We start from the raw sequence: 17,077 nt of genomic DNA, 5'->3' as shown, positions 1-17,077 counted from the left end.
TCACAGATTGGGGTTCAGGCTCTATGCGTTGCGTGTGTTTCAAATATTATTCTGAAACTTCCACTCGGATTAGGGTTGCAACCCCCTTCCCGTTTTCTTCTCCACTTATACTCTTAATTGTTTCCTTCGGCTTCAATTAAGACGGCATACACAATACTCCTTTGCAATATTTTAAGTATTGTGTTTTGTTTACCTCCCCATTTACGGAATCGCTTCCAGATTTCTACGGAATAAGCTGCAGTCTGCTCTTCTTTCAAAAGCAAATGGAACTCATCTATATAGTATCGGGTAGACTTATGGGCTACACGGTTTACGGTCACACGATTCCACACCTGATCCTGCACAATCAGCATTCCTAACTTCTTTAACTGCTTTCCCAAATCTTTAATATCAAAACATACAATGCGATTATTCAGTTCCACGTTCGTATGATGATTGAATACATTCAGGGAGCCATTGACATAAATTTCAAGCGCTGTGGCAATCCTCTGTGCCTGTACTTCTTCCTGTTTTCTCAGGCAGTCATATAAATCTCCAAGTAGCGGCATATTTTCCGGTATTGGATTTTCAAAATACTTCTGATATACCAGTGGCAGACAACGGTCTATCACTGATTTTTCCTCTGCTTCAATTCCATTTCTGGAACCCATAATCAACTCACAAAGAGATAAGATAAAATCACTCTTAAATCCAAGAGGATTGTCATCATCTGAATAATCCAGATTGATGTCCATCGGATTGATATAATCGTGACTTGTCGGGGAAATATGAATTACCTGTCCCCCCAGTGCATGTACCAACGGATAATATTCTCCCTCCGGATCTCCGATAATAATATCGTCCTGTGTTGCAAAAAACACATTGGCAATCTCTCTCTTTGCCGCAAAAGATTTTCCTGAATTATGTACCACTACGCCACAGGATAAAAGAAAATTCTGATAGCCTTCTACGGAAATGTCATAAACAGGAACCGCTTCTTCTAAATTCAGGAAACGGACTGCTTTCACTTCATGTTCCGGTATAAACTTTGCTCCTACTTTCAAGTTACAAGCTTCCACATATCCTGCCGACTGCGTAAGAAACCAGTGATCCGGAGTACAACGTACCGTTTCTCCATTTTCCAGTTCTACCTCTACCAATTCTGTAACCTCTTTCGTGCAGCGCACATCATACCCTCTGGCTTTTACAAGCTCCTGCTTCTGGAAATCAAAACTATTGACAAAAACTTCCTCTTTCTCTGCAAACAATTCTAAGAAGCTGACTTTTCTTCCATCTGGTAACAGCAGTTTTGTTTCCCCGGTAAAGCACCCCGGCGTACCAAGAATCAGACCATTTGGATTTTTCAGTTTCTTTCTGTCTACCATAATCATGTTATTGGATAACGCATTTAAGCCATAATATAGGGATTCTCCTCCCATAAATAACTCCTGCGTGGTAAAAGGCACAAAAATAGCAGTAGATGTGGTGGTCAATGCCCGTTTAATCGGAATCATATTCATTCCCAACGGAACACTGCTCATCAATCCCTGCTCCTGCATATAATCCAAACGCCGTAAAGAACAATTATATTTCTGTGCAATCCCGGCAGTCTGGAATACCGCATTATCCAATTCCTGCTTTGTTTTCGCTGTATTCAGGAAAAGAACTGTCACTAAAAACATTCTTTCATTTCTGGACTGTAAATCTTCCAACAGCCTCTTGGCTTCTCCTCCGTATGTATTTAAGTCAGAAGGTATGATGTCCATGTCATACCCTGCACGTACTGCTTTTTTCTGTTCCTCAATTTTCATACGGTTAATATCTGTCACCTTATTTTTTACCAGTTTAATGGCTTTCATCTGATCTATGGACTGGATATGAAGATTCACGATCAGGTTTCTGTTCATATCCAAAAATTCTGCCAGCATTTTATCTGTCAACTCCGGTGCTAAAATCTGAAGATAAGACGCTGCCCCTATGGTATTTCCCATCTGAAAGGTTTTCCCTTCTTTAAAAACAAAACTGGTAGGCGCTACAAAATCCTTTGTTCCCATGCCGGAACGTAATATCCTGTCATAAGAAAACTGAAATGGCACTTTCTCTTCCGGATTAAAAGTTTCATAGAGGATTTGCAGCCTTTCTTCTCCACTCAATGGATATGCAGACACACCAAGAACCTTAAAATTATTTAAAATATCGGCTTCAATACGCTCCAGTTTTGGTTTTGCCTCCCGGATATTCTCTGCTTCAATTCCAAAAGTAATATACTTTGTCCGTACCAGACCATTGTTCCCTTTTGAAAGCTGATCCCTTAACATTTGTGCATACTCCATACGCACATCATCAAAAGCATCATTCTGCGGCTGAATTTGTATTACGGATTCAAATTCCTTCATATTACTGTGATGATTGATAAAGGAAATCTGAAAATGTATGGTGCTGTCAAAATAATTTAAGAAATCACACCAGTTTTCAAAAATAGCATTCTTATCCTCATTCTGGGCAAGCTGGTAGTTAATATCATAAAAACGGATTGTTTTAGAATAATATTTTTCCTGAACCCTGCAAATTCCGTCTTTTGCCATCTCTCTGTATGGAATGGAGTTCTGTGCTGATATGTTCCGTTCCTGTTTTCTTTTCACATTGGTACATCTCACCTTTCCGGTAGAAGATTTCTTTTCTGAATAGGAATGCTTCTTTTCTGTTCTCTTATTCGGTGTAGGTTTCTTATCCTTTCTCTGCGATCCACTTTTTCTGCTTCCTTTTTTTCTCCTCTTTTCCTCACGGGCAGCTCTTTTTGCTTCCTTTTTCCTGCGGATTTTATCTGCCCTTTCCTGTTCTTTTTCTAATTTTACTGCCAGTTTTTCGGTACGCCTCATGGCTTTTTTCTCACTTCTTGTAAGTTTTACAGGTTTTCTCTTATCCATTCTGTCTACCATCAGGCTTCCCTCCTTTTTTCTTTCTCTCCGTCTGCAAATTTTCCTCCTTCTCATAAAAATTTTCTATTTCATATTTGCGGACTGCCGGACGTTGCAGTTTCACTTGAATAATATGGAACAAAATCTTTTCCAGTGGCATTCCATCTTTCTCATACATTGCAAATAAAAAAGCTGGAACCATAAGAATGACCATACCTGTTGCTGCATTACTCGTCCCAATCCAGTCTTTTGTTAAAAAATAAAACGGTAATCCCATTGCCGCCGCAATCGAAAGGCAAAGAAGCTGCCTTTTTGTCAAATTCAAGACCACTTTATTTTTTACCTTTGTCAAATCCTTTGGTACGGATACAAATGCCATCTTTTTTCCGACCAGAGTGAAAATGGCTGTCACAGGTTCAGCAAATCTCCCATCTTCTTCTCTGATGTTTCCTTTCTTTTATTTTCCTGTAATATTTCTGTTCCCAAAGAACAGGCAACTTCATTTCCCCACACGTCCCATCCCGGTGTTTCTCTACGTGCAAACAGTTCAATACGTGGCACATCTCCCATTAACTGCTCAATCCGTCTTCTTGCCTCCTCTGGTTTCTTACTATGTTCCTCAATATGGCTTACAATAACCTGATGCACACGTTTGGAATAACGTTTTGGACTTCCTTTTGTTGCAAGAATACAAATCTCTGCATTGGCTCTTGTCCAGTACCCCATACCCCAAAACAAAGAATCTGCTTTTTTATTCTGTTTGATCCACACAAATGCTACACTTTTATAGGTAAATCCCCACGCATCAATTACCTTCCATATTTCTTTTAAAAGTGGAAATGTAACCCATAAAAACAATGCACAATTTTCATCTGCCAATTCGTTTACTGGCAAATCTGCTATTTCTTCTATGCTCATGGTTGGGTAGTGGCTTTCCGCTGATCGCCCGTTTCCTTTTTTACTCCAAACCCGATATGCCCACGGAGGATCTGCATAAATCACTTGATATTTTCCCATCTTCATTCCCCCTTTAATGTGCGTTAAAAATTGATTTGCTTAAATTTGCTGTTTTCATCAGACTAAAACATAAAATTACGGTATATGCTGCCACTCCGAACAATGCAGAGTGCATGTTATCTGAAATTTCAATGGTCGCAATCAGCACTGCATAAATACCGACACACACCATCATAAAAAATCCCTGAAATCCAAGGGCAAACAGCCCACGGAAATAATTGTTTCCAATCTGTCCCCATTCCCGATTTGACATCGTGGAAAATGGAATTGGTGCAACCGAGGTGTAAAGATAAATTTCTATCATTCTTCCATATAGAATTACCGTAATTAGTACAGACATGATTTTCATACACAAACTGACCAGCATGGTTTCCAATGCCAATATCACAAGTTCCCCGATTTCCATAGATTCCATTGCTGTTTTCATCTGCTCTAGCATCGTGTCTACATTGATTGCCGTATCCGACTCAATGACACCTCCGGCAGCATTGACGATATGTTGTCCTACATCAAACACCGCCATAGTAATGTCAAATGTATGGCTGACCAGATACACAGCTACCCACATTTTGAAAAAATATTTAAAGAACATCCATGTATCAACCTCGTGCATGTTATTCTTTTCTGTAAACATGGAAATCAGTTCATAACAAAGTACAAATGTAATAATCATGCCTGCAATCGGCACAATGACAGAATCGGACAAATTCTGTATCAGGCTGAAAATACTTCCGTTCCAGCCTTGTGGTGTCTGTCCAACCTGAGCCGCAATCTCTCCGGTTTTCTCATTAACATCTGTAAACATTGTTGTCAGATTGGATTCCACCATTCCCGTCAGAAGTCCCCTCATCCACTCCTCGATTGCTTCAAAAATGCCATCGAACATGGGCGGTTCTCCTTTCGTTTACTTAAAATAATCCGCTCAAAAGAGGAATAAGCTGTGTACCAATCAAAACGACACCTCCGCCAGCCATAAGCTGTTTAATACCCTGTGATTTTGCACCCGATAGCGATAGGTAATCCTTTGAAATTATCTCCGGATTTTCCCCCGCTCCACACCGTGCATGCGACTTTCACCGCACACGGCGCTCCATCGAATTCAGCCGTCCAGGGCTTTTAAACACAACTTACACACTTCGTTACAGCATTAAATTCAAAGAATAATAGGTGGCATTTCTGCCATAGTACGGAGTTTGTTAAGCTTTTCCATTTGTTTATTGTCAAGATTTAAGGATTTCAGGTACTTCTCAATCGTAGGTTCTGAAGAAGCATGGATAAGGATATGAACCGCTTTACTGACAAGAATAAGATTTGCGTATTCATCCGAACCGCCATTGCTTACCGGCACTTTATGGTGACAGTGAATATCATGGGAGTCCATCGGAATTCCCGTCACTGCACATTTACCATACTGTGCCGCATACAAAGAAATACGGTTATCCGCATATTCAATGGTTCTGCCCTTTACAGGATTTCTCATCAGCCATAACATTGTCGCTGTGTCGATTGCAAGATTCTTATGAATCTGTTCCCGACCTTTGACCGTGTATTTATTGATGGATTTCCTTTTATGCTGGGCATTCTTCGGCTGGACATATCCCAGTGGAACCACCGGACGTCCATGAAGGAACCTCATCTGTCTGCTTGCTCCATACTTTTCTTTGATGAACCCATTTCTGAGCTGTCCCTTTTTGGATAAGTCGCCTTTCAGTCTGTTTCTGAGCTGTTTGTTGATACTAAAAGCAAGTCTGCTGAAGTCATGGGATACTTCTGTGGAAATACAATAGTATTCATGAAGTCCAGCAACTACAGAGTTGTATTTCTGAAGCTGCATGAACTGAGCATTATCATCTGACGAATGAGCCAGTTCCTTTACTTCTTCCGAAACTTTATCATGAGCCTTTTTGTATGCTTTATCGCTCATATGAGACCGAACCACATATTTCTTACCCTTTTTACGGACTTTCAGCTTGAACCCGAGAAAATCAGAATACTGTCTTTTGAGATTGACTACTTTGGATTTGTCAGGGCTGATTTCCAGCCCCAGCCTGTCCTTTAGCCATAACTCTGTTGCCTTGTATGCTCTGACAGCATCCTCATGTGATGCGCAGAAAATTTTAAAATCATCTGCGTACCGAACTGCATGCATCTCTTTTAATCTGCTCCGGCGCAGAGCCCTGTAAGCGTGGCTCTTAATCTCTGTTCCCTGCGCATTGTTCCTCGTTTTGAACTTTGTCTTTGTTGGCATCTGTTCCCACTGGGAAGCAATCCACCAATCCAGTTCATTCAATACGATATTTGCAAGCAATGGCGACAAAATACCGCCTTGCGGAGTACCCCGTGTGGGATATGTTTTTTCCCCATTTGGCAGAACAACAGGTGCTTTCAGCATCTCTTTTATAATGCATAGCAGCTTTTTGTCCCGAATTCCCAATGCCCATATCTGGCGCATCAGCTTTGTATGGCTGATATTATCAAAGAAGCCTTTAATATCGAGGTCAACCACATGGTACAGATGCTGTACCTGTATCAGCCTCATGCATTGCGCAATAGCAGTCTCAGTGGAACGGTTCGGGCGGAACCCGTTGGAGTTCTCACTGAATTTTGCTTCACATATCGGCTCCATGACCTGCAAAATACATTGCTGTACGATCCGATCCACGATAGTTGGAATTCCCAGCGGTCTGGTCCTTCCATTGGGCTTTGGTATCTCCACTCGCCTTACGGGTCGTGGATGATAATTACTGAATTGTTTCCGTATGAGACGGACGTATTCTTCCTCGCTTAACTTTGCAAGGTCGGCTATCGTCCTTTTATCCACCCCCGAAGTATCACTTCCTGTATTCTTCTTTATCGTTCTGTATGCAAGCTTGATATTTTCTTCACTCTCAATGATTTCCATCAGATGGTTGAAGGCTTTATCTTTCTTACTTTCTGCATACAGCCTGTCAAAAGTACCTTCCATGTCGTAATACTCTGAGTTGCGGATTTTTCTCTGTTTACTTTTCCTTTCTTGCTGCCCCGAAGTCAACACAGGCATCCTCTCCCTTTGGTTTGGATTTTCTTTGTCATACTCGAAGCTGTGTTTGTTGTGTTTTCATTTTCATTGCTGAATTCGACTTGTGGCTATCCCTCCACCGCTTACTTATTCACGGCTTCATAGGTACTGTGCCACTACTCTCACTGGAATAAAGAATGGTTATTGCCCTCTCGCGAAGGTATTCCCATCCACCACATCACTGGCTTGCAACCGCCTCCGTGTCCCCAGCTTTCCACGTTCCGATATTCCTATCATTGGATATCTTTAGGTTCTTCCTCTAAGCCTGTATCTGGTCATGCATAACCGCACCGCCTGTAACGATGCATGGACTTTCATAACAACCAATTTTACTCGCCCACAGATACCACCATGAAAGGTGTACTGCCTTTCGACAGCATCAACGTTTAGACTCGTACATTCGGAATTTCGTCAGTATTTTCATACATTCTCACCATGATATCCGACCCCCGGCATATAGGCAACACCATCCACCTCTGGACAGCTTTCGTGTCTGGCCTGAAAACCAGTCTTACGATTGCTCTCTGCCGACTTCACCGAGCTCTATAAACTTTTGGAGAGAGCCGTTGCATGCTCCCCGCCATTCGGAGTATTAGGGTGGCGCTTCGGGACGTTACCCCCTCATTTCACCCATCGGAATATCAGTTCTCCAAAGTTTCGGGCTACAATTGCCCTTCGACTTTGTGCGTAAGCTTTTCACTTACGAACGTGTCGCACGATTATCATTTCCATATCCTTCTAAAAGATTGATTACACCCCATACCGCCAGACCTGCTCCGATTGCCACCACAAGCGTCTGTAAAATATCTACCGCTGAGCTAAAAAAATCCATACTTCACTTGAAACAGATAAAAGTTGCTTTTGCACAAATAAAAAACTGCTGAATTTTCATCAACAGTCTGCCCTTTCCCTTTTATCCGTTTTATCCTTTCTCAAAATTTAATTGTGCTGCGGGCATATTCCCTTATGGTTCTGCCCTTATATCGTGGTGGCTGTGCTTTCTTTTTTTGAGCAGCCTCCATCTCTCTAAAAAATTTGCAATAAGCACTCCTTCCTACTTTGCGCCATCATGTCGCAAAGTTTTATTCAATAAAAAAGAGCAATATATTTATACCTGCTCCGAAATTTCTGTATCCACCTGTTTTCCCTCTACTTCAAACAATTCAAACTCCTCTTTTTTCCGGATTTCAAATTGATGCTTTAAATAGGCTTCCACATCAAAAGTATTCTTTTTATCATAATCCGATAATTCCCGGTATCTGCTATGCTTCGTAATATCAAACTTATTACTGTAAAAAGGACGCACTCCACGAAGCTGAAGAATACATTTATCTCCATCCATGACAGCCAACTCGTCCCGACTCATCAGCTCTTTGCCACAAAGTCAAGTGGTGAATTCCCAAAAGGCAAGCGGCATAAAAGAAATCCATCTTTTATATCGCTTGCCTTCTTGTTTTGTTTTGATATTATTTACGGTATTACCTTTAATTTGGGACAAAAAAAGCAGGAAACCTTTTCAGATTTCCCGCTTAGTAAAACTGTGAAGTTCTTTTAATTTAGAACGCTTGTCATACATCCTTAAATAATTCTATCTTTTATGAAATTCAATTATTCTGGACTACCTTATTCTGTTGACGGCATATGAATACCCAGAAAAACCACGCCAAAAGGACTTTCTCTATGACAAATTTCCAGTGGTTCACCATTCATAGCCATCTCATATACTTTTTCAGTAACTACAAGGTCTGTTTCTTCCCCGTTATCCATCACAATAGTCAATTTGTAATCATCATCATCTACATCTGGATCTTCTGCATGGCTATCCACAATAATAGCTGGATAATGTTGGGCTGGTCCAATAAGAGCTGCATTTACACAGTAATGAAGTCCACAAGCAATGGACAGTCCAACCACTCCCATGTACAACCCTGCGGCTACCCGATTCCGCTTCGGTGAACGAAGAACTTGCAGCACAATCAACACTATGGTGATGGAAAGTATCCGAATTAGCCATCCCCAGTTGCCATCTTCCTCCCGAAGCACCAAATCGCCCCAAATGTCACTAACTTGCCAGAAATAAGTATATCCTATTAACAAACAAATAATCAGCGGGACATGGATGTGCATGGCTCTCCACTCTGGGGTGGCGTTCTGAGGCTTGTCTCCAAAGGAGAGTACGGGAGCAAACACCAAACAAAATAAAAGAAATGGAATAGGAGCAAATGCACCAATTTTCATAACAGTAGTAAACTTTGCGTCAGCGAAAAGATATAGTGGAATAGGAATAAGAACGCCAACGGCAAACAATACAATAACAACCCACAATCCAATCCGGATACTTTTGATATGGTCATGCCAGTGGGTGTGGTACTCCTCCCGCCATTGGACGGTGTTCTCTTGCTGTTCCTCTTGTCTGGTTTGTTTTTCCATCGTAGGAGTCAATGTCGCAGCAAGATTGGTACTTTCGAGCCACTCTGCAAACCGTGGAATTCCCAACATATTGGTTTCGATAGAGGCTAATTTTTTTCCCTCACTGTTCAGTAAATGGATGGAGCGGTTGGCCGTCAGCCGTACCGAAGCCACCTGTCCCGGTGCAAATTTTCGTTTCCTGCCCCAACTGCTAATATACAAAATAGAGTTATCCTGGAACACAAACAAAGACCGGTTGCGTCCAGCCAAAAGCATCCATATGCCCAGCAGGAAGAGTAACACACCGGGAATGGCTACAAAGGCGGTGACATCTGGTGCAAAGGGTGGCGTCCCAGCCACGATGACACCCATGATGGTCAGAACAAATCCAAGCACCCAGACAATTACGCCAAGAACCGTGACTACCATCCGCTCTCGCACGATTACCACCGGCTGCTGGGTTTCTTCCCGTTCAGCGTGGCGGCACAGCAGCAGCGCCAAACCGAATCCGAGCAGGTACAGAAGCATCCCCACACCAGTCCACACGCCCACCATGTCCAGAGGCTCATTCCCGTCCGAAACAAAAATCAGCGGCAGCAGAATCAGAGAAAAAGCAATCGTAAAGCTACCACAAATAATGCAAGGCAGCTTACTGCCCTGCACAGGCAGGTCATGGGGCGGTTCCAGAGGCTTTTGAGTAGCATATTCCCTCTGAACGACCTCTAACTCCGGCGGTTGTTCCAGCACATGGGCGCAGTGAGGACATTGGGATACATACTCCATCTCACAACTATGACCTTTCCCGCCCATTGGCAAGGACTGACCGCAGGCAGGGCAGAACCAGCAGCGTTGGAAGATCTTTTTTTGCATTTGTTTTAGTATCAGGAGCGACGCTGCCGGAAGAAGGAAAATCAGCAGGAATAGCCAAGGGCTGTTCGCAGTGATTAGACCAATCATCAAAATAGTAAAGCATATAGCCATTCCCATCAGAAAGCGGCTTCCCATCTTGGCGGCCTGCCTTGTTGCAAAAATGTAGGTTTCGTTTCCCTGCTTCATACCTGCGTGCTGAATATCCAGTAAAAATGCCTCAATCAGTTCATACAGATCGTCCGTATCGTTTACATCTTCACTAGTAAATTGGTCGTACAGTTTTTCATTTACATACAGCTTTACGCCAGATCGGTTTACCTCAATCTTGCAGTAGAGCCGATTCAGAGTCAGACTGTCTCCTGAAAGTTCCAACTGATACTGAGGATATTGCGCTTTTAGACGCTCATACAATTTTTTAAGTTCGTTTTCTTGATACATAGGTAATCTCCTTCAAGTAAGGGGTTAAGATTTTAATCAGCATTTCTGCTGTTAATGTTTCTGGTTATATATAAGTTTTCATTTTGTTCAGGAAGATGTCCAGATTTTCTTCCTGTGTAGTAAATCCATAGACTTTTTTAGATATTCGGAACTTTATCATATCTCCATCTGTTAAATAGATTTTGAGAATATATTGAAGCGGAAACAGACTTTTTCGCACTTTTGTTTTCTGGATATTGCTGAAAGGGATACGGCTGCTTCCCTTTAATTTTTTCGAATCGCCTTGAAGTAGGGATACCAATAGCGCACTTTCGCTCAATCCTAAATATCCAAATGTGTAATTTCGTTTTTTTTGCAATAGTGTGCCGTAAATCGGTGCTTTTAAGGTCTCGCCTATTTCCAGCAATATGGAAAGTGCAGGAACCATCTGTTCATAAAATGTCATTTCAGTACCTCCGTTAATAAGAAAAAGACAGATACCAATAAGAAAAAGTAATTGTCAAATTGCCATATCTATATGCGAACATTATAGCATCTGTAGGGGGAGTCGTCATCATTTTTCTACTGTCTGACTAAGAATTTAATTGTAAAAAAATTGTGAATATATCTATCGCAATTTTACAAAAAGAAAAGCCTCATCCCTCGCTGATTGAGAGATGAGGCGAAATGATTATGCTGTAATCTCCGGGATTTCTCCGACAAAGTTATAGACGATTCTGACTTCCTGCACCTTCTGTCCGTCAATCTTCTTGACTTCGCCCACCAAAATTTTGCTGATGAGCCGGTTCAGCACCGCTTCATCCAGTTCTTCAATGGCTGCATAACGCCGGATTTCTTTGATAAAGGTGCGGACTTCATTTTCCTGTTCGTCAGAGTGGCGCATCATCAACAGCAGGTCTCGCAGGCGCTTCTGGTTGGCTTCCTGCTCCTGCTCCAGTGTTGCTGTCAGCTTCATAAAACGCTGCTCAGTCAAGATTCCTTTTGCCTTATCGGTATATAGGCTCAGAAACATCTCATCAATTTCACAATTCCTGCTTTCCAGTCGTTGACATTCCTTCTGTGTCTGGGAAGCGTCCAGAAGATACCGGCGCTCCATCCGGCTGCTCAGCCGCTGATAAAAAGCATCGGCATCTTTGAGCGCAGTCTTTGCCAGCTCCTGAATATCTTTCAGCACAAGATTGTATAAATCTCTGGCTTCGATCTTGTGGCTGGTACAGGCGTTCTTGCCCAGCCTGTTATAGGTCTGGCAGATATAATACGCCTTATCAATCGGTTCCCGCTGTTCGCCGGTAAAACGGTTCTTTCCGGTTCTGCCAACCTTTTCATACCGCACCTGCATGGACTTTCCGCAAGTCGCACAATAAATGATACCGTGGAACAGGTTATAAAAGGGGCAGGAGTTGCCCTTCATAATGGTTGGTCTGCGGTCAATGATTTCCTGCACCTGCTCCCATTCTTCCGGGGAGATGATTGCTTCATGGCAATCCTCGATAATTTCCCAGTCCTCACGAGGGATAATATCATAGGTGTTGGAGCGAATCCCTTTCTGATGTGTCCGGCAGACCAGATGTGCGCCTTATAAAAGGGATTCCGCAGGATATGGCTGATTCTTGCACTTCCCCATGAATAGTAATTTACATCACATTCTGTGTTACTTTTTACTCTGGTGATTGGGACTTTATCATCCATGAGCTGCTTTGCAATCCGCATACATCCCCAGCCATCCAGCGCCATATCATAGATTTTTCGGATTACCGGTGCTGTCTCAGGGTCACGGATCAAATGCCCCTTATCCTCCGGGTCACGCATCAAACCGAGGGGCGGCTGCCCACCACAAAACTTCCCCTGCCGGGAACGGGTCATACGCCCTGCCAGCACCTTTTTGGAAATATCCCGGCTGTACATATCGTTCAGGATATTCTTAAACGGCGTAATGTCCATTTCCTGACGGGTCAGGCTGTCCACTCCGTCTGTAATGGCGATATAGCGTACATTGTGTTTTGGGAAAAAGATTTCGATATAGCTGCCAGCTTCGATATAATTCCTGCCCAGTCTGGACAGGTCTTTGGTGATAACGCAGCCGATCTTTCCCGCCTCAATATCGGCAATCATGCGCTGAAAAGAAGGGCGGTTGAAATTGCGGCCTGTATAACCGTCATCCACATAATACTCATACTGGAACATTCCGTTTTTTTCGGCAAAGTCCCGGAGCATAAGTTTCTGGTTGCTGATGCTCATGCTCTCATTATCGCCGCCATCCTCCAGAGAGATACGGCAATAAAGGGCTGTGATTTTCTGATTCACTTGTTTTTTCCTGCTCATAGTGTTCTCCTTCTATGAACAGGGACACGATACCATTATAATACCATGCCCCTGTCCATGATTCAACTGCTTTACGCCGCTTTTCGTGCCATTTCCTGATGCTCTAACCATTCCTCGAAGTGTTCGCAGGTCTGACGCTCGATCAGCTGCTCAAAGGCTTCCCGCATGGTTTTGTCCCCAGAAAACTCACGAACCACTACAAACTGGACTTTTTTATTCTGCTTCTTGTTTTTCTCCATAGGCTACCTCCATAGAATAGGGGATCAGACGGTAGCTGTGGCAACGAAGTCCGGCAACGGACATCAAAAAACCTGTAAACTATCGTCTGACCCTGATTTCTTACTTTTCAAATTTTCTTGTAAAATCTCGTTGCTTTCGTTGCCGAAAACATAGATAGATCATAAAAAGCCTTTACTTGCGGGCTTTTTCTATATCAAAACCATAAATTTATCAGCAACGAACCCGGCAACCAACCGGCAACCATCCCGGCAACAGACCGTCCTTGTCAGGCGATCCACTCCTGCGGAAGTTCCAGCTGACGGCATTCTTCTTCACTCAGTTCTACAAATCCACCTTCGTTGCTGGGTAGTTCGTTGCCGGAAGTGTCCCGTTCCCAGCCTTTTGTCTGCCATATCCGGCAAACATCCGGGGATTGGAAAAAGGCTTCCAACCGGTCACGACCGTGTTCATGATCTCATTGATATTGTGGAGCTGCCACCGCTTCGGCTCATCAAAGGTATGTCCCAGCGCCTCCTTGAACAGCTGTTTTGAGCAGACCATGTTTCCGGTGTAGTGTTCCAGAAATCCCTGTATCTGTCCAGCTTCGGTGTCCTCCGGCATGAAGTCTTTCTGCACCTCCACCAGTTGACGCTGGATGGACTTGCTGAATTTCATGGAATACTTGCCGCTGTGGTAAATGCTCATAGCTTCTGCCCATACCTGCAACAGATACGCTCTGGAAGCGTCCTCGTCCTCCAAAATGTGAACCTCTGCCTTCTCCGGGTAAATCATGATTGGGAGAAAGCGCCGGTTCCCGGCTCGATCCAGCGGCAGAAAGTCCAGGGTATTCGAGGAACCACCGAACACGCACTGCCGAAGCCGGTCTTTAGGCTGAGATTCATAAGGTGTCCGGTAGGTTTCCTTCTGTCGGCTAATAAAGGAACGGATTTCTTCAATGCTCTTTGCGCTGCTGGTGGCAAGCATCTCTGACATCTCAATGATCCAGTGACCTTGTAGCTTTTGGAATACCCGGTCGTCATCCAACTTCTTCAGGTCATCAGAGAACCATTCGTCCCGGATCGCCAGCAGTCGGAAGAATGTGGACTTCCCGGCACCCTGACCGCCCACCAAACAAAGCATTTCCTCATATTTGGAACCGGGACGGAATACCCGGCGTATAGCACCCAGCAGGAAATGTTTCAGCATTTCTTCCACATAGTCACTTTCATCAGCACCAAGAAAATGGTGCAGACAGGATCGGATGCGTGGTGTACCGTCCCAGACAAGACTGTTCAGCACATCCTGAATTGGATGGTAACAATTTTCGTTTGCTACGATAGAAAGGGCAGCCGTGATCTTTTTCTCACTGGTCAGCTCATAGTTTCTCTCAAAATAGAGGAGAAGATATTTCACATCAGTATCCGTCAGAGCGCTGGTATTCCTGCGCCACCCCAAGTCCTGTACAATGTCTACCCGGTCAGTCAGGAGATTAAGCCGGATGGCATCCCGCAGGAGTGGATCGCAGCAGAACACAATCCGGCAGTTGTCAATGGTGTTGGCTGTTTTTCCCTTGTCGGTAACAGAAAGGCTCTGCCGCACCTCATCAACGCTCGGTTCCGGCGCTATGGCTTCGGCTGCGCTCATCACAGCCTGCTGGGTGGCTGGCGATAAACTCTGATATTCGCTGTTCAATTTTCCTCACCTCTTTTCCATACTCAGCAACTACAAAAGCTCGTTCTTCTATGCTGTCAGACAGAAGAAGATCCAACAGATATTCGATATATGGCTGCCTGTGCAGAGCCTCCACAAACAAAGGATTCCAGTCATCCTCCGGTTGTTTGGGCGCATATTCTTCTTTCCATCGTTCCAGCAAACGCAGGTAGTCGCACAGCACCCGAAAGCATTTCTGCTCTGCCTGCCGGTATCGCATTTCCTCGCTGATTTTTCTTTTGATTACTCTCTTTTGTGGCGGATCGTGGCCTTTGCGGTCAAAGCTGATTGAGAAGTCCTCTGCCAGCTTTAAGGCAGCTTCTTTACTGCTTAGTCCAAAAAGACGGGAAGTGAAATCAATCACATCTCCATCTGCCTGACAGGCAAAACAATGGAACCGTCTGTCCACCTTCATGCTGGGATGCCTGTCATCGTGAAACGGGCAACAAGCCATCCCGTTGCGTCCTACTGAAATTCCATAAACCAAAGCAGCCTGCCTTGTGGTAACAGACTGTTTTACTGCTTCAAATACATTCGTTTCTTCCACCTCCAAACAATGCAAAAGGCATCCGGTTTCCATAGAAAATCAGATGCCTCACAATTCCATATCCTGTTTTCTTGTTGGAGCAATCCGTCCTTCACGCTCCCAGCGCTCCCGGTTCTCCCGATCAGCGTCCAGTTTGCCTTGTGCCAGCTTCTCCTTAATGGATTTTCTGGCTTTATTTTTGATCTGCTCTTTGCCAGCCTGTTTGACCTCCGGTTTTAACAGCACCGCCTGTACCTTTTTGAGAACTTTTTCAGCAGACTGCTGTAATTTTTCTCGCACCCTACTCAGCAGAGTGTTCGCTATCTTCACAACTTCTGGCGAATTTTTGGCATTGGGCGATACCACGCTCTTTCGATATTTCTCAATTACTTCCATATCTTCAAGCTGGGTTTGTTCCCGAACCTTGTCGGTCACAACCTCCACCGCCTTGTCATAGGCTGCACCGGAAACATCTTCCAGTAAGGTTTCTACATCCTCAATTTTTAGCGTCAGTTCCTCCAGCTTTTGCTCCTGTGTCGCCAGCTGCTCCTTCTGCTTCATCAGGATATAATCCTGCTTTTCCAAATAGTCACGCCCACCATAAGACGGCTCCTGTTCCAGATGCAGCCCATGCCGTTTGGCAATGTCAAATAAGATTGTCCGACAGACTGCATCAAAAGTCTGTTTCCGGTTATTGTGCTTTCCTTTTGGCTGTTCCGGTTTAGGGAGAGGGATACCCAGTTCCTCCAACGCCTTTTCCTGCTGGGGGCACAGCTCTCCATACCGATTTTCACAGTCAAATACATGGCGCTCATGGATGTGCGGAGTCCCTTCATCCAGATGGAGCGCCCAGTCTAAAATGTGGATATGAGAACCGAAACGGTTTTCAAATTCCTCATAAAATTCACTGACAATGAGCGCTAAAGTCTCCGGCGGAACGGATTCTTCCATAGTGCCGATCTGGTAGATGCTTTCTTCTGGACAGGTCTTGTTATTTTTCAAAAGATCATCACAGTGCGATTGCGCTCAATGTGCCGGGTTTTCTCGTTCCGGGCGTTCTGAGCATTGACATGGTCGGCATAATGCTCGTAGTAATACATCCGTTCAATTTCCTCAAAGCTGAAATCCGGCTGCTCTGGGTTTTCCCGAAAGTCGTGGGTGGTAAAGCCCCGGTAACAGTCCCAGTACACATTTTGTCTGGCACGCTCAGCGTCAATGTGTTCGCTATTTTCTACATCGAACCGACGGTCATTGTGCCGGGGATTGTAAGTGCCATGCTTCCCAGATCGTCCATTGTGTCTTGTTAATTTCAAACCTTTTTCCTCCTTCCTGCAAAGATGTTCTGGGCTGGGGAGGGCGGCAAAGCCGCCAGACCTGCGAAGTTTTGCGTCAGGTAATACCCAGTACAAGTTGACGCAGGCATCAACTTTCCCTGGGCAAGGCGTTTCACCCTTGACCCGATGAGGCTGGCTGCCCTCAACCCGCCAATGGGCGTTGCCCCTTGACCCCAGCAGTGCGCTGCCGCCCCTGCACCCCGGCACAAAGGGCTGGCTGCCCTCTGTACTCCCGCACCGGCGAAGCTGGCCTTCACCGCAGAAGCGGTTTTTGCCA

Annotated in this window: 9 protein-coding genes and 6 pseudogenes; all 15 read right to left on the bottom strand. The window is 44.3% G+C overall.

Annotated features, from left to right (window positions below):
- Positions 1 to 191 precede the first annotated feature (191 nt).
- Positions 192 to 2,918: pseudogene (locus tag DXA18_RS17250) on the bottom strand (VirB4-like conjugal transfer ATPase, CD1110 family); the annotation flags it as partial.
- The gene (locus DXA18_RS01480; protein WP_004611665.1) at positions 2,899 to 3,276 is read right to left on the bottom strand and encodes a PrgI family protein; all 378 of its coding nucleotides are present in this window, start codon (positions 3,274 to 3,276) and stop codon (positions 2,899 to 2,901) included. The gene DXA18_RS01480 and the pseudogene DXA18_RS17250, both read right to left, overlap by 20 nt.
- Before the next feature lie 29 nt (positions 3,277 to 3,305).
- A complete protein-coding gene (locus tag DXA18_RS01475; RefSeq protein ID WP_118382354.1) occupies positions 3,306 to 3,914 on the bottom strand; it encodes an MT-A70 family methyltransferase in 609 nt (202 codons plus the stop codon).
- 13 nt (positions 3,915 to 3,927) lie between these two features.
- Positions 3,928 to 4,800, bottom strand: coding sequence for a VirB6/TrbL-like conjugal transfer protein, CD1112 family (locus tag DXA18_RS01470; RefSeq protein WP_101879806.1), 873 nt, complete (start codon positions 4,798 to 4,800; stop codon positions 3,928 to 3,930).
- A 22-nt stretch (positions 4,801 to 4,822) separates the two neighbouring features.
- Positions 4,823 to 4,918, bottom strand: a pseudogene (locus DXA18_RS01465) (Maff2 family mobile element protein); the annotation flags it as partial.
- A gap of 149 nt (positions 4,919 to 5,067) precedes the next feature.
- Positions 5,068 to 6,954, bottom strand: coding sequence for a group II intron reverse transcriptase/maturase (gene ltrA / locus DXA18_RS01460; RefSeq protein ID WP_118382353.1), 1,887 nt, complete (start codon positions 6,952 to 6,954; stop codon positions 5,068 to 5,070).
- 718 nt (positions 6,955 to 7,672) lie between these two features.
- Positions 7,673 to 7,804, bottom strand: a complete 132-nt coding sequence (locus DXA18_RS01455; protein WP_004611659.1) for a Maff2 family mobile element protein — start codon at positions 7,802 to 7,804, stop codon at positions 7,673 to 7,675.
- Positions 7,805 to 8,080: 276 nt separating this feature from the next.
- Positions 8,081 to 8,350 (bottom strand): annotated as a pseudogene (locus tag DXA18_RS01450) (VirD4-like conjugal transfer protein, CD1115 family); the annotation flags it as partial.
- A gap of 245 nt (positions 8,351 to 8,595) precedes the next feature.
- Complete coding sequence (locus tag DXA18_RS01445) at positions 8,596 to 10,689, bottom strand: hypothetical protein (protein ID WP_004612781.1); 2,094 nt, start codon at positions 10,687 to 10,689, stop codon at positions 8,596 to 8,598.
- Between the two features lie 64 nt (positions 10,690 to 10,753).
- Positions 10,754 to 11,134, bottom strand: coding sequence for a hypothetical protein (locus tag DXA18_RS01440; protein ID WP_004612782.1), 381 nt, complete (start codon positions 11,132 to 11,134; stop codon positions 10,754 to 10,756).
- 225 nt (positions 11,135 to 11,359) lie between these two features.
- Positions 11,360 to 13,011: pseudogene (locus DXA18_RS17245) on the bottom strand (recombinase family protein).
- 71 nt (positions 13,012 to 13,082) lie between these two features.
- A complete protein-coding gene (locus DXA18_RS15745; RefSeq protein ID WP_004612784.1) occupies positions 13,083 to 13,250 on the bottom strand; it encodes a hypothetical protein in 168 nt (55 codons plus the stop codon).
- A 266-nt stretch (positions 13,251 to 13,516) separates the two neighbouring features.
- Positions 13,517 to 14,874: pseudogene (locus DXA18_RS01430) on the bottom strand (VapE domain-containing protein).
- Positions 14,834 to 15,520 carry a CHC2 zinc finger domain-containing protein gene (locus DXA18_RS01425; protein WP_004612786.1) on the bottom strand — a complete coding sequence of 229 codons (687 nt, stop codon included), beginning with the start codon at positions 15,518 to 15,520 and terminating at the stop codon, positions 14,834 to 14,836. The pseudogene DXA18_RS01430 and the gene DXA18_RS01425 overlap by 41 nt, the downstream one beginning before the upstream one ends.
- 15 nt (positions 15,521 to 15,535) lie before the next feature.
- Positions 15,536 to 16,779 (bottom strand): annotated as a pseudogene (locus tag DXA18_RS01420) (serine/arginine repetitive matrix protein 2).
- Between the last annotated feature and the right edge of the window lie 298 nt (positions 16,780 to 17,077).

The organism is Dorea sp. AM58-8, from assembly GCF_003464045.1.
GTDB lineage: Bacteria > Bacillota > Clostridia > Lachnospirales > Lachnospiraceae > Claveliimonas > Claveliimonas ammoniilytica.
Note: the sequence above shows the minus strand (reverse complement) of the source record. Positions and strands in the feature narration are given on the sequence as shown.